This is a genomic window from Paenibacillus sp. Soil522 (assembly GCF_001428245.1).
Taxonomy (GTDB): Bacteria; Bacillota; Bacilli; order Paenibacillales; family Paenibacillaceae; genus Pristimantibacillus.
On record NZ_LMRV01000031.1, the window covers coordinates 121,246 to 139,748 of the forward strand.

The window sequence follows — 18,503 nt, forward strand, 5'->3', positions numbered from 1 at the left end:
TCTATCCTGACTGGAGAAGGAACTTTCAACGAACCCCGTTAAGGTGAACATTTTCCAATCCGGCATGTGCCGTCTTCATGATGTTGACCATATCCGCATACGGCTGATCCTGCTGATTGACCAGGCCGACGTTGTAGCTCTCGCCGTCCGGACGCCCGGTAACCGGCTGATCGTAGTAGGCATACCAGCCTGAGCCGACAAACAATGGATGCGCGGCCTGGCTTTCCGCAAAAGCTTGGTAAGCGATTCCTCTTTCCCTAATGCTTGTTGTCATCGTAGCCGCACTGATATAGGAAAGTCCGCGTTCGGACGAGCCGAATGAATGCTCCAGATTCAACAGGGGCTTTCCGTAATCTTCGTATCTGGAAATCCAACTCGCATCTCTTGTATAACTGTCCACGGAAAAGGCATCTACAAACTGCATAGCCGCTTGATCCCAATCCAAGCTGGTTCGCCAGGTAGGAACGATAGACGTGCCCAGGAACAGATGGTTCGGATCGTATTTTTTAATAATGTCCCTGATCATGGAATGGTAAGTTCTGGATGCCAGCCTGATATATTCTGATACATCGACCGCGGGAACTTTGGCGATATCGATCGGGGTATCTTTCAAAGCGTCAAACGATACAGCGTTCGTACCCAGAAGCTGGTTGACTGCGTCGAGGTTGCCATTATATCTTGGCGCAAGAAAATCCACGAATGCGCTTTTCGCCGGAGAGGACGAAGAATAGGTCAGCACCTGTTTTGCGATATCGGCATTCCAACCCGCTTCATTATCGTAGGTATAGCCGACCAACCACTTGCTGTATCTCGCATTTTGAAGCTGTGTCTTAAGTGCGTTCTCGATGATGGGCCCGCTCTGCGGATCAAAAACGTCATACGTCCATTGTATTCTTTTCAAATTCGAGGGGTCTTGCAGCGATTGAATGTACGGAAACGTTATGTTTTTCGGTTTGGTCCACTTGCTGAAGGTGTTAAAGCCCCACTGGATCAAACGCTTCTTCGTGATATCCTCCCATTTCGACTCATATCCGCTTCCGTATTTTTTCATGACATTGGCGATGACGAAGTTGACGTATTCTCCGTTCGCATCTCTGGTGTAGGCGGGAGCGTAAGCGGTCCGATCGGGCAATTCCTCAAAAATTTGCTTGGAGGTGCCGTCCGGTTTCAGAATCGGCGTCTTATATCCGGTCTCCCACAAACTTGCTGCATCTACTCCTTTAACAATAAAGGGATATCCGTCCGGCGTAATAAACCACCATTTGCCGTTAATTGTTTGAAGCCTGAAGTACGCTGTGCTTGCTTGCTTTCCTAAGCTCTTAATGCCTCCATATTGATCATATGTTGTGGGATCCAGCGAAACATTCGCCAAGGCAACGGCCTCATTTGCATATTCCAGCTGCAGCTGCGAGTCGGATGTAACCTTTCCCGACCAGGTTTCATTCATCCATTGACCGAATTTGTCCGCCAGCAGGGCCTCCTTCTTCAATTCAGCTTTCAATCCTTCTTCAATAAGAGCGGGTTTCGGATTTTGACCCTCAACGCCCGTACCTTTATAAATCTCAACTTCCGTCAGCGGAATATGTTGATAAGCTTGGGTACGCCTAATATTCAGCACGATAAACCTGACTGTCTTGTTTGACATCGGGATGGTTACCGAATAGTTTAAATCGGTTCCCGTTCTTACGTGTCTGGTTGCAATGTAATAACCCGTCGCCGACTCGGGACGGTACTTTACGGTAATGTCCTTAAATCCCCAATATTTGTTGGGTGAATTCAATACCACGCGGATTTGGTCCAAGGGGTAGTCCTTCAACAGATCAATAACCACATTCACAGTTGAGTGAGAGGTTGCGCTACCCATCCAGCCTGCGTAAGACGGGGCTCCGTCGAACAACACGCCGTTAGCCGAGGATATAATACCGGACTCTCTCCAGTCGGGAGAGTTTCCTCCATCCGGAGCAGGGCTATGAATATAGTTTCCTGTCTTTAGCATAGCGCCTTCACCTCCAACTTTACCGATTGGGACAAAAACGGTTGTAACGACAAATGCCAACAAGAACGTCAAAATACCGCTGCGATTAAACTTGGATCTTTTCTTCATTTTATGTAGAGCCTCCAGTTAGTGATACTCTGTTTATCGTCAACTCAAACGGTTAATATTAGTGTTAAGTTCTTAAATTTTTACGTGTAACACTGGAAGAGTTATGAATGAGAAGCCTGCACCACTCTCTGGGTGCCAGGCTTAAAATATGGAAAAAACAATGGAACAGGACCGGTTTTCTCCTGCTCGCTTGGGCGCTGTTTTACTTGTTTCCACTATGTGGTAAAATAACTCCAAAAGACACATTATATGAAAGCGCGCTGGTCTGAGAGGCCCAACCCGACGCTTCATGCGCAAAATTAGGTTTAGAGTACCACCAGCTTTTCCCTAGAATGGTCGAGAAGGATCAAATCAGGTAAATATAGTAGATTTATTCATTTACCTTAAGAGGAGGAAGCCCGATGAAATGTCCGGTTTGCAATGATGTAAGGATGAGAGAAGTGGAAAAGAACGGCGTGCATATCGACATTTGCCCGGATTGCAAAGGAGTGTGGCTGGACCGCGGAGAGCTGGAGAAATTAACAAATGAGGTACATGAGTTACGGAAAGAACACGACGAATGGTATGAAGCTCCGCCGCAACGGCCGTATCCTCAATCGCACGGGCATCACGGAAGCGATAACGACCATCATTATCCGAAGCACAAAAAGAAGAAGCACACCGTGTTTGATGTTTTCGATGGTCTATTTTAAACGTTGCTAGAACCGCCGAACGAAAGAACAGTCCATGGAGCTCCGTGGACTGTTCTTTTTATTTCACTTCCTTTATTTAATGAGGAGGGACGAGTCATTTCGAAATGTAAGCGTTTGATTGCTAATAGTCTGAAATTTTTTTTCATAGCTTTTCAAAGCGCTTGCAAAAATAGTAAAAACCCAGCAGCCGCAATGGTTTGCGGGTCATAAGGGAAATGCTGGGACATGCGCGAAAACGGGGATTTAGGCGTTCGGTTGCCTTGACGTAAACTTTCAAAACATGTTACGGTTTTGTTATCAAATCTAACATTTTCTCTCTTGAAAGGAGACGGATGGATGATTAAAGCGATTATCTTTGATTTTGATGGCACAATTATTGACACGGAAACGGCGTGGTACAATGCATTTCACGAGGCGTACAAGGAACATGGCGTAGAGCTCACATTGGAGCAGTACTCCGGTTGTATTGGCACGAGTCTGCATGCTTTTAACCCCTATGAATATTTAATAACGGATTTGAAGCTGCCGATCGATAAACAGGCATTCCGTGAATCGGTGCATCTCCAGCATTCCGAGCTTATGCAGCGGGAAGAGGTACGGTCCGGTATTTTGGATTATTTGAATTCCGCTCAGGCCACTGGCTTGAAGATCGGCCTTGCCTCCAGCTCGAATCGCGCTTGGATCGATAAATATTTGGAGCAGCTCGACATTGCGCATTACTTCGAGTGCATCCGGACGGCGGATGATGTGGCGAAGGTGAAGCCTGATCCCGAACTATACAAGCAAGCCCTGGCTGGTCTGGGTGTAGAAGCAATCGAAGCGATGGCAATCGAGGATTCCCCTAATGGAGCGCGTGCGGCGTCGTCTGCAGGCATGTCTTGCATTATCGTTCCGAATACGATAACGAAGAGCTTGGCTTTCGATAAGGCCGACCGTTGTTATCATGCGGAATCGTTAGCTCATATTGATTTTCATGAAATGGTGTCCGGTGCGCTGTAGCATATTTAAATTAGTCATAATATTCAGATAATAATTCAAAGACGACACCATCCCATTAAAGGAGGTTCGGACGATGAAGGCTGTACATTTTGGCGCAGGAAATATTGGCAGAGGGTTTATTGGTCTTCTTTTATCCAATGCGGGCTATGAGGTCATATTCGTGGCTCGTAATGAGAGGAAGGTTCAGCTGCTCCAGCAGCAGAAGCAGTATTCGGTTACGCTTGCGAACGAGGCGAGCGATACGGAAATCGTGAACAATGTCACCGCGGTCAGCGGCAAGAACAAGGCTGCGGTGGCGGCAGCCGTTGCAACGGCCGATATGGTCACAACAGCGGTAGGTGTAACCGCATTGAAGCATATTGCCGAGTCCATCGCGGCGGGCGTTGGGCTGCGTCTTAAAAACCGGAACTACAACCCGCTGCATATTATCGCTTGCGAGAATGCGATGTCCGGCAGCTCGCTCCTGAGGGAACGCGTTTATGAGCATTTGCCGGCGGAGTGGCATGAGAAAGCGGATTGCTGCATCGCCTTTCCGGATACGGCTGTTGACCGAATCGTTCCTGTTCAGGAGCATGACGATCCGCTTAAAGTAACCGTAGAGCCTTATTTCGAGTGGATTGTAGACCGTTCGGCGATGATCGAGGGCTACTCTAAGATCGAGGGAGTTAAGTATGTGGATGCGCTGGAGCCTTACATCGAACGCAAGTTATTTACCGTCAATACAGGTCATTGTACGGCCGCGTATCACGGCTACCTCGAGGGCTATGATACGATTCAAGAAGCGATGGGCGATGCTAAGATTAAGGCGGAAATATCGCATGTGCTGGGAGAAACGGGGAATCTCCTTACCTCCAAATACCACTGGGATAAGAAGAAGCATGACAAGTATATTCAGAAAATGATGGTAAGGTTTACGAATCCAAGGCTGTCGGATAACATCATACGCGTCGGCCGTTCTCCGATCCGTAAGCTGTCATTGAACGATAGGCTCGTCAGGCCCGCTTTGCAGGCGCATAGGCTGGGTATTCCTATCCCGCATTTAACGACAGCGATAGCGGCTGCGCTTCTGTTCGACTACGAGAAGGATGAGGAAGCTGTCCAGCTGCAAGCGGCGATACGTCGTTCCGGCATACATGATGTGATCACCTCGCATATGGGTATTCCGCATAAGCATTCGATTCATCAGAAAATCGTGGACAGCTACGGGACTCTCAAAGAGTCCTATGCAGTCATTAGGTAAAATGCAGCAAGTTATGCGTCGAAACGCCCGGTTTTAGTGCGAAGCTTATGTACATGAAAGAAGCGATGGAAGCTGGACTTCCGTCGCTTCTATTTTTTTGGCCTGTATGCCATGTGAGTGAATGTATAGTTGCAAGCTATTGCGGCTGCGGCGATCGGCGGAGAAATCGGCAAAAATACCTGCACCTAAAGATGTATTAAATCAGCGTTTGATTTATGTTAAATTTGTGTTAGGTCTGAAACTCTCCTGGACAAATTGCAACTCTTACATTTTTTTACTTACACTTCTGGTAATAGTAGGATATACTTAGGGGGAATGTAGTAAAAAATGTAAAAATGCAGAAGGAAGTGCTGAAAGTTCTATCTTAATGTGATAGAATAGTTACATGCCCTGCCTATCAGGAGCTTTTGATCAAATTCTAGTAGGAAGTGAGATCGGAATGATAGACATACATACGCATATTTTACCCGGATTGGATGATGGCGCAGCGTGCACCGATGATACTTTGATTATGGCCCGGGCAGCCGTATCGGAAGGAATTACAACCATTATCGCAACTCCGCACCATGCCAATGGGGCCTATACTAATACAGCAGACAAAGTAGCTGAGCACACTCATGCCATCAACGAACAGTTGATGGCAGCAGGTGTGCCTGTTACTATCATGACCGGGCAAGAAGTCCGCGTTCATGATGATTTACTGGATGCTTGGCATAGGAGTGAAATTCTCCCGTTAGCCAGCTCCTGCTACCTATTAGTTGAGATGCCATCTTCTCGTATACCGAAGGCGATGCTCGAGCTCATTCATGAGCTTAGCCTTCTAAAACTCAAGCCGATAATCGCTCACCCCGAGAGAAATGCAGAAGTAGTCAAGCACCCGGAGCGATTAGCCGAGCTCATTGAAGCAGGAGCATTCGCGCAAGTTACGACCCATTCTCTGCTGGGCGGGTTCGGTAAACGTATTGAACAATCCGCCTGGTCCTTAATGAAGGATGGTCTGATCCATATTGTGTCTTCCGATGCTCATCATGTCGAGCGACGCGGCTTTCGGCTGCGCGAGGCTTACGCTTCTATTGAGAGGCGGATGGGAGAACAGTGGGTGAGCTATTTGCAAAGCAATGCCCAATCTATTATCGAAGACAAGCCTTTCCATATCCAGCCTGCCAAAGTATCCTCTTCTAAGGGAGCTGTTCGTCGTTTCCTTTCCTATTTCTACAAGAATTAGGCAGCGCTAGAGTAAGAGACATAAGCAGCAAGTACATATTGAAAGTTATGTTTATCGGCGTTATTAGTCATTCGTCATTTAGATGAGTGCAACTATTTTAATATATTAGGAGTGAGAAAGCGTGAAATTAACAAAAAAATTAGCAGTATCTACGGTTGCGGCGAGCGTAGCCCTAACGGCTTTCGCCGGCATTCCGCTTAGCAGCCAAGGTTTGGCGGAGAAGCTCGGAGTGAGCGGGGTTGCTTATGCATCCTCGGCAACAGCGGATTCCACGCTTGAAGATGACATGGAGGCTCTGTACGACGCGCTTGTCGAAACGGGAGGATTGCCAGCCGTTGAGTCGCTTCAAGGTGCTTTCGAGGCATTGAGCATAGCTGCAGCAGGCAGAATCGCTGCGCCAGTCGTTGACAAATTCGTAACTGCAGGACCTGAGAAAGAGCAATTGAAAGCACTGTTCTTTGAAGCGGTTAGCTTGTACTATAGCCCTTCCGATGAGGGTCTTGAGAAGCTTCGCGCGGATCATAGCGCATTTATTCAATCATTTGCTGAGAATGCTGACGTTGTTTTGAGCGTAGATGACATTGCTGAATATTTCTTTGATATTCAGGCTGAGTTTTTTAATCAACTCGGCGAAAAGGATTTGGAAGAATTACTTACTTTGATGACGAACTCAAGCTCTCTTAATATGTTGTTAGAAGACGTACTGGATGCATTGCCTATGAGTGAATATGCAGTTGAGAAAGTATTCCTTGAGTATGGAGTAACCACTGAGGATGTAATAGACGTATTATCACAAGTTAGAATCGAGATTGGCAACGACATCCTATTTATTAATGCTGCTACAGCGTTGTTCACTGCTTATGAATCATTGAATACGGATACTCCAGTTGGCGGCGGCGGTGGAATCGTAGGTGGAGGTGCTGTAACTGACCAATTGCCTGCTAACGTTACTTCCCTTCTAGATAATCTGAAAGCCGCGCTTGAAAAAGCTACTGATGCAGAGAAGGCTGCTATTATCGAGAAGTTCGTTAAGGATTCTCAGTCATTGATAAATGATATGGTTGTTATTAATGCTGCTGGCAACGTAACGGTTGTTAACGGACAAGCTGAATTGAAACTCGATGATTCGAAGGTGTTGCCGGTTATTGCAGGAATTGCGGCTATTACCGCAAAAGTCAAGGAAGTTGCTCCTAAGGCTGTGTTGAAGAACCTGGGATTAACGTTTAATCTAGGCGCTGTTACACAAAAGGCATTCGTTCTTAATTTGTCCGATGCAGTAGTGAAAGCCGGTGCAGGTGCGAAGTTGACTGGTTCAAAATTTATCGTTGATAAATTTGAAATTACAACTCCGTTCGGAGGTACTTTCTCATCCGCTATTTCGTTGACAGTTAAGACAAGTGATGCGACAAAAGCGAATATTGGTACTTTGAAATCGGCATCTTCCGTATTTGACTTCAGTCTGAAAGTTGGCGGAACAGAGACGACTAAGTTTTCTGATCCGATCGTTGTCAGTATTCCGCTTGACAGCCTAGAAGGTCTTGATAAAGAGCTTCTGTCCGTAGCAAAAATCGTTAACGGCAAGCTTGAGATCCACGGTGGACGAGTGAAAGGTAATTCGATTATCGAATCCCGCGATGCGTTCTCCTCGTATGTAGTTGTTGAAAATAAAGTATCGTTTAACGATATCGCTTCCGTTCAAGCTTGGGCTGGGCGCCAAATCGAAGTAATCGCGGCTAAGGGTGCAATCGAAGGTAAAGCTGCAGGTAAGTTTGCTCCGAAAAATAATGTAACACGTGCTGAATTTGCGAAAATGCTTGTTCGCGGACTTGATTTGGAGAACAACTCCGCAACAGAAAGCTTTGATGACGTAAAAGCTGGCGACTGGCATGCTCCATATGTAGCTGCAGCAGTGAAGCTTGGAATCATCAAAGGTCGTTCCGCATCCAAGTTCGCTCCAAATGCAACGATTACACGTGCTGAAATGGCTACAATGATTACTCGTGCACTTAAAGTAACAACGGGTGCTGCAGATGTATTGGATCAGAAGGCTGCACTTAAAGGATTTGCTGATGAGGGTAAAATCAGCGCTGCGCTGAAAGACGGCGTTGCATTTGCGGCAAATCACCAAATCGTAATCGGAAATGCAGGCAAGTTCTTACCGAATAACAATACGACTCGCGCAGAAGCAGCTGTCATTATTTACCGCGCGCTAAATTTCGACAAATAAGTTATAATAAAGTTAAAAATCTTCCTCCCATGTAGAGGGGAGGAAGATTTTTTTCAGAAATTTATAATTTACAGTAAAATTATGTATTAATACATAGTAGGGTGTAGTCCTCAGGAATCAATAATTCATATCGATGCGACTATATCTGATGGAGGAGTATGAAGTGTCTAACGAACTGGATTTACGACAGTATATGGCTATCATTAAGAAGCGATTAGCGCTTATTCTATTGTTTGTATTCGTATGTACAGCCGCAGCGGCCGTTGTCAGCTTGTTTGTTAAGGCCCCAGTCTATGAGGCCTCTACGAAAATTATCGTGAATCAGACAGCATCACAAACGGCAACCGGTCAGCTTGATCTCAATCAAATCAATTCGAATATTAAGATGATTGATACTTACAAAGAAATTATTAAGACACCGGCTATATTAGACAAAGTTGCCGAGCAGTATCCGCAGCTTGGGTTAACCCCAGTCGAGCTCTCGCGCAAGATCCAGGTCAGCTCCGTAAACAATACACAGGTAATGACGCTAGTTGTACAAGACGTGGACTACAAGCTGGCGGCTCAAGTCGTGAACGCCGTGTCTCAAGTATTTCAGGAAGAGATCCAGCATATTTTTAAGGTCGAGAATGTATCGATTTTGAACAAAGCGGTCGAAACCGTAAGCCCAAGTCCGGTCGCTCCTAATGTGCCGCTTAATATAGCGATTGCGTTTGTCGTTTCCTTAATGCTAGCCATCGGTGTCACATCTCTGCTTGAGTATTTGGATGATACGATCAAGACCGAAGAGGATGTACTGCAGTATTTGGGCCAGCCTACGCTTGCCATGATTTCAAGAATGAATATGGAGGAGACTAATTCTAACCAAACGAGCAAGGCCAACCAAACCTACAAGGCAGGTGAATTAGAGCGTGTCTCAATCGAAAAATAAACGGCAGATGATTACTGTTACAAACCCCCGCTCACCTATTTCCGAATCCTACCGCGCGCTGCGGACCAATATCGAGTTTTCTTCCATCGATGAGACTCTTCAAGTGCTAATGGTCTCCTCGGCAGGACCCGGCGAGGGGAAGTCGACAACGATTACGAATCTGGCCATCACCTTCGCGCAATCGGAGAAGAAAGTCATTCTGATCGATGCCGATCTTCGTAAGCCTACCGCCCATCACACCTTTTCTTTATCCAATCGCTGGGGGCTGTCTTCTGTTATTTCGCAGCAATCCAAGCTGGAGGAAGTCATCCAGGCATCGGATATTCCTAACTTGGATGTTATGACATCGGGAGCGATTCCTCCGAACCCGGCAGAGATGATGGGCTCGAAGAAGATGACATCACTCCTGGAACAGCTCAGACAAATGTATGACATAATTTTAATCGATACGCCGCCACTGCTCGCGGTAACCGATGCGCAAATCGTGGCTACGAAGAGCGATGGCGTTATTCTGGTAGTCGATCAAGGCAAAGTGAAACGGGATATCGCAAGCAAGGCTGTAAAGAGTTTAGAGAGCGTAAAAGCACGTATTCTAGGCGTTGTGCTGAACAATGTGAAGCGCAAAGCGAATGAAGAGGTTTACTATTATTATTATGGCGTTCAAGAGAAATAAAAGATAATTCCGTAGTAGATAGCTGTAGCGTAGGATTAAGCTTAGAAGAGAAGATATGGATGTTCAGTATTATAAAGTATAAAGTACGATATCTAGCAAATCTGGTTATTGCTTATAGCAAGAAAGAAGCTACTCTGAAAGCCATGTGAGTCTGGAGTTAGTTGAATCAGGAAAAATAGGTGTCGTTTTAAATGACATTAAACCGCAATCGCGCAGTGAGTTATTTTTAGGACGAGCAGAAAGAAAAAAATGTGTGAAGCAGAAATAGCTGATCTTACATCATTGGACAAAGGCCACAGTTGCTTCCCCGATCCGCCTATCTTTTCGAAGAGAAAAATAGTTCTTTATTCCCTATTTTTTGAGCAAAATGCAATACTAAAGTATGATGTTATTTTTTTAAAATTTGATAATATATTCCTATATACGAAAATTACATAAATCGTTCGATAATAGCAAAACTGATGAAAATCAGTGACGCAAAGCTAAAGGGACTGAATTGGAACATTCAATATGTCAGCCAGCTGCCGAAAACGGGCCTCCGTCCGATTGTATGTGGAACACATTTCAAGGAGGTAGAAAGTATATGAGTTGGTTAATTACTTTGTCTATTTTTTGGATTATTGGCGGTATCTTTTATTTTAGTTTATTCGTAGTTTCAAAACGAGCCGATAAAATGGCTGAAGCAATCTTTGTTAGAGAATTTATGGAATCAAAAGCTGCAAGTTCTATTATAATCAATGAGATTCATTACTCAGATGAAGAAACTATAGGGAAGTTATGTCTCTCTTCTTAAGTCTTTTAACCCGGCATATTTAAATAAGAGGTATCTAAAGACTAAGACTTTAGGTACCTCTTATTTATGTTTGAATAGAAAATACTTACTAAATATTTAAATAAATGCATTATTAAATAGAGAAACTCAAAATCCAAAGAACAAATCTTGAAGGAAATTGCTTTCGCTTTCATTAGCATTGCATTAATGTTCTCCTAGTCTTCATAATTTTCAGTCATTCGGTCATGTGAGCATAAAAAAATCCTTTACAATGGGTATGGTAGGTAGTTCCTGTCCATAATCCATTCACGCATGGACAAGGATACCCTATATTCTTCATTTGGTAAATGGTTGAGACATTGCGGACGACGTCTTATGCAAAGAGTTTCAGCAGGAGCTCGGCTTCAGTCCATCTCTGCTGCTCAACTTTGTTGAAAACACAACCGAGTGGATCCTGAGTTGCTGGGGCAGGTTTTTTGAGCGATTGGTCAAACAGATCCTGTCACGAAATGGTTCTTCCGCAGATCGAGGAATGCTGAAAATCATCGATTCCATATCGCAGTCGCTGGGCAATTGAAACGTTCTTCAAGTGGATGAAACAGCATCTACAGATCAAATGCTTTTATGGGACAAGCGAGCAATCCGTGCATAATCAATGAATAGCGCTCATCGCATTCTGTTTGCTTGTAATGATCCTCGATTCCGGTGGCCTTGGACTAATGCTTCTTCATGCCAAGCGTCTCGGACTACCTAGCCGGTCTCTTGGCATTTGACAATAATGCCATAAGCTCTCCCCAACCCATCAATTACGTACATTTTCTGGGTATGAGCGTTAACGAAATCTATTTTACAGATAAATGACGCATATTCGCTTGTTTCCCTGATTTTCCAGTTTTTAATGCATTGATGGGAACTACGCGTACATCCACATTTCCGAGTTGCCGTAACAATCTCGCATAGATAACCGCTTGTTCAACGATCAATTCAGCGCTGATGAACCCTTCATTAGCTGTAATATATGCTTTCAAGTTTAAATCTCACTTTCTCTTTAATTTACGGAGCTTACGTTGATCTTATGAGCAGTGATCTTCATTGTCAATTAAGGTTTACATTTTGGGCTTAGAATAGCCTAAAGACAGGATGAGGAAGCAGTGGTTTTGAAAAAGAATATGAATAGAGAGGGAGGTGAATCGCCGGAATCCCTGAATGAAGTGGACTCTTTCGTCCAACCGATTCTCGAAGCGTTGTTCATCGATGAACTATAATACCGATGGTCTTTTGCGAAGTAGTGCATCTACTTTTTTTAGAGAAGGCATCACATTCACTATCAGTAACGAATGAAGTTACGGGATACTTGGCCCCTTTGAGAGCCTTGCGAAAGTCCATTTATCCATCCTTTTTAACAAACCATTCGCTTAAAAAAGCTAGGGCCTCCCTGTTATTTACAGAGAGGCCGTTTAGGCTGATGAGCGGCATTTATAATGTGGAATATGGTTACATTGCCAAGCCACAACGTTGAAATAATGTGTTGCTAGGGTCGTGGCTCTGGCTTTAATGAATTTGATTGTGTCGGTATTGGCTAAGTTAATAGGAATTGTGGCAGTGATAATTTGATGTCCAGTTTTCCTTTGAGGCCCAGGAATGCGTAAAGATCGTTTGGAAAATGTAACGATCAAGGCGGAGAATGGTAATCAAAAACCGTACTTGATCACCCATTCACAATCCCAAACTTCGCCGTTGTTGTGACAAAAGAGGCAAACTAATCGTTGTCTTGAATGTCTGAAAAATTTTTGGTTGCAAGCGAAACTTTTAAACCGAAGGCTGGCTTTCACCAACATCGTAGCAAATTCCGCCCGTGTACATATTCGTTTAGTTGGAATTCGGTTGTTGCTTTTCCACCCATTATTCACATTAGTCTTGCCTTTATTACTCATTTCAAGACACCTTCTGAAGATGCTCTTTGATTTTATTGTGAATACGGGTTCGCTCATCATTCTCGACATTATAATACCAAATTCGATTGATAATCTGGCCTTTTCCTTGCACCTCAACCATATCGATCTTATGAATCTGAGGTCGGTAATCCGTCACAAATTGCTTCATTTCATCAAAGGTAATATTCGTCTTCACACTATCTTTAAGCTCGCCTAGAATCGACTGTAGTTGGGTTACATTGGAGAAGCTCATTGCACGATTCATGACTTCCTGCAGAATATCACGCTGCCGCGTATTGCGTCCGAAGTCGCCCCTTGGGTCATCATAGCGCATACGGGAATACTTCAACGCTAATGTTCCGTTCAACGACAGATGACCTTGATCGAACTTATGACCCTCATAATCAAAAGAAAACGGATTATCCACCTCAACGCCGCCTATCAAATCAATAAGCCGCGCGAAGCCTTCCATATTCACTTTGGCATAGTAATCAATAGGATAATCCAGGAAATTCTCTACTGTTTGTATGGACATTTCCACGCCGCCGAAGGCGTAAGCATGGTTGATTTTGTCTATGGTGCCGTGACCAATGATTTCGGTTCGCGTATCACGAGGAATATTAAATATCAATATGGACTGCTTTACAGGATTAACGGTCAGTACAATCATTGTATCAGAACGACCCCGATCATTTTTCCGCTCATCCACACCTAAGACAAGAACTGTGAAGGGGTCCAAATTTTTCATGGGCTCCGTTGCCTTGTTCACGTCTGTGTCTTTGCTGATATAGGCCGGATTTACGGGCTCTAAGTCATCATATATCTTTGCAGCGGTTTGCTGGGCTGAATTATATACGTACCAAACTAAGCCTCCTACCAGCAGTAGTATTGTAGCGACTACAGCCCCTGTCCATATGAGGGTGAGTTTCAATCGACGATTCATGTTTGCAGGACTCCTTATTTTACTTTTGAGCACGTAATCCATTTGGTGCTAATTGCTCATCAACTTATTTCAATTATTAAACATGTTCTAGAACAAATGAAGTGGTAATTAGTAGAAGCATCTTAGAACATAAACTCCTCCCACAATCATTCCATAGCATTCTCATTGCCGGTAATCAAGCTAAAGATTAATCTAGCAGTCGCTCTGTCCGAATCAAGCGATAACGCTGTTCACTTCGTTTGATAGTTGGGGGAGGCCGTCGATCATTAATTGGATTGATCTGAAAGTTCGAAGTCAAGATTATTTTGTAACCGCCCCAATAAAAAACCGCATAAAACGCGAAAATGATCAGCTATTTTATTTAAAAGGTCATAACCTAGTTCTCTTCGATTATTCTCCTAATATGAGAGTGAGTCCAGGGTAATTTCAAGGTGGTCTGCTAATTCATCCTGCGTCAATTCCCTTTAATTATGCAAAAAGGCAATTCTATTACACACGAGCATCTCCTTTCCTTAATGTTCTTTATAAAAAAGTAACCGAATGGTCTCAGGCTCCATACGTTCCATTGAGTTTGATCACGAAACGTATTGACAATATCATATAATTTGATAAAAAGAAAGAGTGCTAGTGCTTCCCGACCGAACTATGGTAAATATGGTTTGGTGAATTTGAAGGCACTACCATGACCAAGAGTTATAAAAGGTTCTACTCCTAGCCATGCTTGAACGAGGTGTCTCGGACTGGAACGCTCCGATTAAAGCTGCTCCTTTCTTACTATTGGCATTTAATAGAGAAGGGATTCGGAGAAAAGTCGACGTCTCCTTCCATGAAGAAATTTTTCGATCATATGAAAGATGAATTCAAATTGAGACTGTGAGACTCTTAAGGAGAGCTATGTGTACATGACATCTCAAAACCGTCCATATAGGGTCACGGTTCGCTCATTGCTGTAAGCCTGGAATTCACCATAGCGCGTGATGACAATCCGGTAATCTATTGTCATCTAGTATTGCTTTCATCTGCGAGGGACCTGCCTAATGAGCTCGGAGATCTTATTCATTCTTTGGAAGCTAAACTCAATCCCACCTTTCAGCAACCGATTGACGGTTATGTGAAAACCCTTATAAAAATCCTACTCAAACACATTTCTACACATACATGATTTCCTCGAAGGAGATACAAAGGAAGAGAACAGAGTCTAGGTGGACAGAAAGAGACAGTGATTAAGTATCGTTGTAATTCGTTACTTGCATGTTCGGAACTTCATTCCATGATAAAAAAGGGGAGAGGCAACGCCATGCAGGAGGTTCCAAAGGTGGTCATTTTATCTCATTGTGTCATTGTCACACTTTAGTATTGATTGAAATCACAGAGATTGGAATATATGACAACATTGTTAAAAAATCATTAGGGTTTTTTCATAATTATAGATACAAAGTAGTTACTTTTTGATATAATTCAATTTGTTGGGCAAAAAAATGGTCGTATTTGCCCATGCTAACGTAAGCTGGAATCACGAAAGTGATATTAGTCAAGATAGTAGATACAGTTTTCAAGTAGTGAGTTTTGGTGAGTACATAGGACTTAAGCAGGTTTTGTAGGTGGCAAGTCTACAACGGTTACTTCATTTATGCGCAGTCAGGCAAACGGTTGAGCTGTTTCATTAAAGGAGCACTCTGCCAATTGACTGTTTGTTCGATAACCGGACTATTTGGAAAGAAGATTCAGAAGCACTTGAATTATGTCGAACCGTATGGTCTATTTCATTGCTATCGATGCTCATAAATGTTACCACAGAGCATTAGAACTGAACAAAAGCGTATCATATCCTCGGCAGGACACTTGGCGATGAATATATCGATTTGTATCGTAATAATACGATTCGAGTCATTTAGAACAAAGAAATTTACTGAGGCGGATAAATCGAAAAGAATAATACTTTTTTGGTAAAATAATACAAATGGAGGAGGCAACTTGAAACTGAAAGATTATTGGTCAATTGTCAGGAAAAATATTTGGATGATCCTTGTGTTGGTCATCGTCAGTGGAACGACAACGGGCATCTATTCTTATTTCTTTATGGATAAGATGTATGAAGCATCCACGAATTTGATCGTGAATCAGAATATGGATGCGAAAAATAGCAGAATAGATCTCGGTACAATCAACACCAACATTCTATTGTTAAGACCTACAAATAAATTATAAAAAACCCCGTATTATGAGCAAAGTTGTGGCGAAATTTCCCGACCTGAAGCTAACTTTAACAAAACTTTGTTGGATTTTCTCATACGCGGTACAAGCGTCAAGTTCGGCCAGCCAAGAATTTGTTCGACATCCGCTTCCGATTTCAACGTATCATCGATTAACAGAAGGTCACCAAAACAATAAGAGGTGAGAAGAATGTCATGATAGACACTTAATGATCAGTTGATCACAGATAGCAATCCAATGTCGCCGATCTCCGAAGCCTATAAAATTCTTCGGACTAATATCGAATTTTCGAATGTTGATGAGAAGATACAAACGATAATGCTTACCTCCACCAAGATGGCCGAAGGGGAAAGTACGACATTTGCAAATCTGGCTGTTGCTTATGCGCAGTCGAACAAGAAAGTGCTCCTCATCGATACGCCGCCTGTCCTGGTGGTCACCGATGCTCAAATCGTTGCCGCTCAGTGCGATGGTGTAATAATGGTCATCGATTCCGGAAGGGTCAAGAATGAAGCCGCCCTGAAAGCCAAAGTGAGTTTGGAGCTAGTTAAAGCGAGAATGATCGGCGTCATTATAAATAACATTAACCGCAACAGCACAGATGGTTATTATTATGGCGAGCGGAAAGAGAAATAAAAAGGGTAACGCAGAAATAGCACGTAGAGTAATGTATGAACGGATTTAAAGGTAATGTCTCCTGTACCTATATCACTGGAGGCACTCGGTCATGCTGTGGGTCGATAGACCTTAGACGTAAATCGTCAAGAGTGTGACGTGAGGATGGGTTTGATGCCTGAACTTGGACAGCAAAAGTCCAAGCTATGCTTTCTTACGTGCTTAACAGGCGTAAGAAGACACAGCTTGCATTTTTGATAACTAGATAAATAGGAGACAAGAAAATTTAGAAAATCGAAGGATAGGTGATTGAGATGAAAAAAGTGAGAAAAGCTATCATTCCTGCCGCTGGACTTGGAACACGATTTCTTCCAGCAACGAAAGCTATGCCAAAAGAAATGTTACCTATCGTTGATAAACCTACCATTCAGTACATAGTAGAGGAAGCCATCCAATCCGGTATTGAAGACATCATTATTGTAACAGGAAAAGGAAAGCGGGCTATTGAAGATCACTTCGATATTGCTTTTGAGTTGGAGCATAATCTCTATGAGAAGGGCAAACACGAAATCCTCAAAGAAGTCCAAAAATCCTCGAGCATCAATATACATTATATTCGTCAAAAAGAAGCCAAAGGGCTGGGGCATGCGGTATGGTGTGCTAGGAATTTCATCGGCGATGAACCGTTTGCCGTCCTCCTTGGTGACGATATCGTACAGGCGGAAATTCCATGCATCAAACAGCTGATAGACCAATATGAGCAGGTGGGAAGATCGGTTATCGGTGTTCAAGCCGTTGCCATTGATCAAACTGAAAGATACGGAATTGTGGATCCAGTGGAGCCGGCAGATACGAAGCTCGTTCAAGTTCGTAATTTTGTTGAGAAACCACCGCTAGGTTCTGCACCTTCCAATCTCGCTATCATGGGAAGATATGTTTTAACTCCAGCAATATTTGGTTTCCTAGAAAAACAAGAGACTGGAGCCGGCGGTGAGATTCAACTGACGGATGCGATTCAGAAATTGAACGAATCAGAAGGCGTTTACGCTTATGATTTCGACGGAGTTCGTTATGATGTTGGAGAGAAGCTGGGCTATATTAAAACCAGCTTGGATTTTGCACTTCAGAGGAAAGAACTTCGTTTACCATTACTTACGGCTTTAGAAGAGATATTGGAGCGTGAAAAGGCCAACAAAGTCATTTATTGATTGGTAAGAGGGGGAATGAATATGGCTCAACAAAGAAATGATGCAAAGATCGCTCTGGAAACTAATGTATATAATGCTTCGGTAGCGATAGAACATAAAAGAAACTTAAGAGCTTATCTAATAACCAAGAGAGCGATGGATATTATAGCCGCTTTTATTGGAATGGTATTTCTTATTCCGTTATTTATTGTCGTCGCCATCTTAATCAAGATCGAGGACCCTCGTGGTCCTGTTTTCTTTCATCAGGTTCGAATTGGTAAGAACGAAACACCATTTCGCATGTATAAATTTCGTTCAATGGTCTCCAATGCGGAAGAACTACTAGATGGGTTGCTGAGCCAAAACGAAATTGACGGCGCGATGTTCAAGATGAAGGAAGACCCACGTATCACCAAAGTGGGTAAGTTCATACGAAAAACCAGCATCGATGAGCTGCCGCAGCTATGGAACGTGATTAGAGGCGACATGTCCATTGTTGGGCCTAGACCCCCGCTATCACGCGAAGTAGCAGAATATACGAGTTATGACAAGATGAGGCTCAAGGTGATGCCAGGTTGTACCGGCTTATGGCAGGTAAGCGGAAGAAATGAATTGAACTTTGCCGAAATGGTTGATCTAGATCTGGCTTACATAGAACGCAGAAGTATGCTATTTGATCTAAAAATTATATTCAAGACAGTAAAAGTACTAATCGGATCAAAAGATGCTTTTTGAAATAAAATAAAT

Annotated in this window: 15 protein-coding genes, 1 pseudogene and 1 riboswitch; of the genes and pseudogenes, 13 read left to right on the plus strand and 3 right to left on the minus strand. The window is 43.5% G+C overall.

The genetic code is table 11. From position 1 onward, the window contains the following. Positions 1-25: 25 nt before the first annotated feature. Positions 26-2,104: a hypothetical protein gene (locus tag ASG81_RS08135; RefSeq protein WP_056631661.1), complete on the minus strand. Its 2,079-nt coding sequence runs from the start codon at positions 2,102-2,104 to the stop codon at positions 26-28. Positions 2,105-2,505: 401 nt separating this feature from the next. On the opposite strand from ASG81_RS08135, the gene ASG81_RS08140 reads away from it, so the two are divergent. From ASG81_RS08140 to ASG81_RS30680, 9 genes and pseudogenes are all read left to right on the plus strand, one after another. Beyond that, complete coding sequence (locus ASG81_RS08140) at positions 2,506-2,796, plus strand: TFIIB-type zinc ribbon-containing protein (protein ID WP_056631664.1); 291 nt, start codon at positions 2,506-2,508, stop codon at positions 2,794-2,796. A 336-nt stretch (positions 2,797-3,132) separates the two neighbouring features. Then, positions 3,133-3,795, plus strand: a complete 663-nt coding sequence (locus ASG81_RS08145; protein ID WP_056631667.1) for an HAD family hydrolase — start codon at positions 3,133-3,135, stop codon at positions 3,793-3,795. Positions 3,796-3,868: 73 nt separating this feature from the next. After that, positions 3,869-5,035, plus strand: a complete 1,167-nt coding sequence (locus ASG81_RS08150; RefSeq protein ID WP_056631671.1) for a mannitol-1-phosphate 5-dehydrogenase — start codon at positions 3,869-3,871, stop codon at positions 5,033-5,035. Between the two features lie 439 nt (positions 5,036-5,474). After that, a complete protein-coding gene (locus tag ASG81_RS08155; protein ID WP_056631673.1) occupies positions 5,475-6,260 on the plus strand; it encodes a tyrosine-protein phosphatase in 786 nt (261 codons plus the stop codon). A 121-nt stretch (positions 6,261-6,381) separates the two neighbouring features. Beyond that, on the plus strand, positions 6,382-8,487 hold the full coding sequence (locus ASG81_RS08160) for an S-layer homology domain-containing protein (protein ID WP_056631676.1): 2,106 nt from the start codon (positions 6,382-6,384) through the stop codon (positions 8,485-8,487). A 163-nt stretch (positions 8,488-8,650) separates the two neighbouring features. Then, positions 8,651-9,418, plus strand: coding sequence for a YveK family protein (locus ASG81_RS08165; protein WP_056631679.1), 768 nt, complete (start codon positions 8,651-8,653; stop codon positions 9,416-9,418). Beyond that, the gene (locus tag ASG81_RS08170; RefSeq protein WP_056631682.1) at positions 9,399-10,091 is read left to right on the plus strand and encodes a CpsD/CapB family tyrosine-protein kinase; all 693 of its coding nucleotides are present in this window, start codon (positions 9,399-9,401) and stop codon (positions 10,089-10,091) included. The genes ASG81_RS08165 and ASG81_RS08170 overlap by 20 nt, the downstream gene beginning before the upstream one ends. 441 nt (positions 10,092-10,532) lie before the next feature. Continuing rightward, positions 10,533-10,620, plus strand: a riboswitch (cyclic di-GMP riboswitch). Positions 10,621-10,674: 54 nt separating this feature from the next. Beyond that, positions 10,675-10,884 carry a hypothetical protein gene (locus ASG81_RS08180; RefSeq protein WP_056631687.1) on the plus strand — a complete coding sequence of 70 codons (210 nt, stop codon included), beginning with the start codon at positions 10,675-10,677 and terminating at the stop codon, positions 10,882-10,884. A 533-nt stretch (positions 10,885-11,417) separates the two neighbouring features. Continuing rightward, positions 11,418-11,519, plus strand: a pseudogene (locus tag ASG81_RS30680) (transposase); the annotation flags it as partial. Positions 11,520-11,705: 186 nt separating this feature from the next. On the opposite strand, the gene ASG81_RS08185 reads toward ASG81_RS30680, so the two are convergent. After that, complete coding sequence (locus ASG81_RS08185) at positions 11,706-11,891, minus strand: hypothetical protein (RefSeq protein ID WP_056631689.1); 186 nt, start codon at positions 11,889-11,891, stop codon at positions 11,706-11,708. 907 nt (positions 11,892-12,798) lie between these two features. Next, complete coding sequence (locus ASG81_RS08195; RefSeq protein WP_056631693.1) at positions 12,799-13,740, minus strand: LCP family glycopolymer transferase; 942 nt, start codon at positions 13,738-13,740, stop codon at positions 12,799-12,801. Between the two features lie 1,974 nt (positions 13,741-15,714). Here ASG81_RS08195 and ASG81_RS08200 point away from each other — a divergent pair. The 4 genes from ASG81_RS08200 (at position 15,715) to ASG81_RS08215 (ending at position 18,491) form a co-directional block, all read left to right on the plus strand. Next, positions 15,715-15,948 carry a Wzz/FepE/Etk N-terminal domain-containing protein gene (locus ASG81_RS08200; protein ID WP_056631696.1) on the plus strand — a complete coding sequence of 78 codons (234 nt, stop codon included), beginning with the start codon at positions 15,715-15,717 and terminating at the stop codon, positions 15,946-15,948. A gap of 243 nt (positions 15,949-16,191) precedes the next feature. Beyond that, positions 16,192-16,590 (plus strand): nucleotide-binding protein, encoded by a 399-nt coding sequence (locus ASG81_RS08205; RefSeq protein ID WP_056631698.1) that lies wholly within the window; start codon positions 16,192-16,194, stop codon positions 16,588-16,590. Between the two features lie 293 nt (positions 16,591-16,883). Further along, positions 16,884-17,777, plus strand: coding sequence for a UTP--glucose-1-phosphate uridylyltransferase GalU (galU, locus tag ASG81_RS08210; RefSeq protein ID WP_056631704.1), 894 nt, complete (start codon positions 16,884-16,886; stop codon positions 17,775-17,777). 21 nt (positions 17,778-17,798) lie between these two features. Beyond that, on the plus strand, positions 17,799-18,491 hold the full coding sequence (locus ASG81_RS08215) for a sugar transferase (protein ID WP_442952829.1): 693 nt from the start codon (positions 17,799-17,801) through the stop codon (positions 18,489-18,491). The last annotated feature ends 12 nt before the right edge of the window (positions 18,492-18,503 follow it).

Bases quoted from the DNA above. Each gene is read 5' to 3' on its own strand.
- ASG81_RS08135 (WP_056631661.1), bottom strand. From the start codon at position 2,104: ATGAAGAAAAGATCCAAGTTTAATCGCAGCGGTATTTTGACGTTCTTG.
- ASG81_RS08180 (WP_056631687.1), top strand. From the start codon at position 10,675: ATGAGTTGGTTAATTACTTTGTCTATTTTTTGGATTATTGGCGGTATC.
- galU (WP_056631704.1), top strand. From the start codon at position 16,884: ATGAAAAAAGTGAGAAAAGCTATCATTCCTGCCGCTGGACTTGGAACA.
- ASG81_RS08195 (WP_056631693.1), bottom strand. From the start codon at position 13,740: ATGAATCGTCGATTGAAACTCACCCTCATATGGACAGGGGCTGTAGTC.
- ASG81_RS08215 (WP_442952829.1), top strand. From the start codon at position 17,799: ATGGCTCAACAAAGAAATGATGCAAAGATCGCTCTGGAAACTAATGTA.
- ASG81_RS08205 (WP_056631698.1), top strand. From the start codon at position 16,192: ATGTCGCCGATCTCCGAAGCCTATAAAATTCTTCGGACTAATATCGAA.
- ASG81_RS08140 (WP_056631664.1), top strand. From the start codon at position 2,506: ATGAAATGTCCGGTTTGCAATGATGTAAGGATGAGAGAAGTGGAAAAG.
- ASG81_RS08155 (WP_056631673.1), top strand. From the start codon at position 5,475: ATGATAGACATACATACGCATATTTTACCCGGATTGGATGATGGCGCA.
- ASG81_RS08145 (WP_056631667.1), top strand. From the start codon at position 3,133: ATGATTAAAGCGATTATCTTTGATTTTGATGGCACAATTATTGACACG.
- ASG81_RS08150 (WP_056631671.1), top strand. From the start codon at position 3,869: ATGAAGGCTGTACATTTTGGCGCAGGAAATATTGGCAGAGGGTTTATT.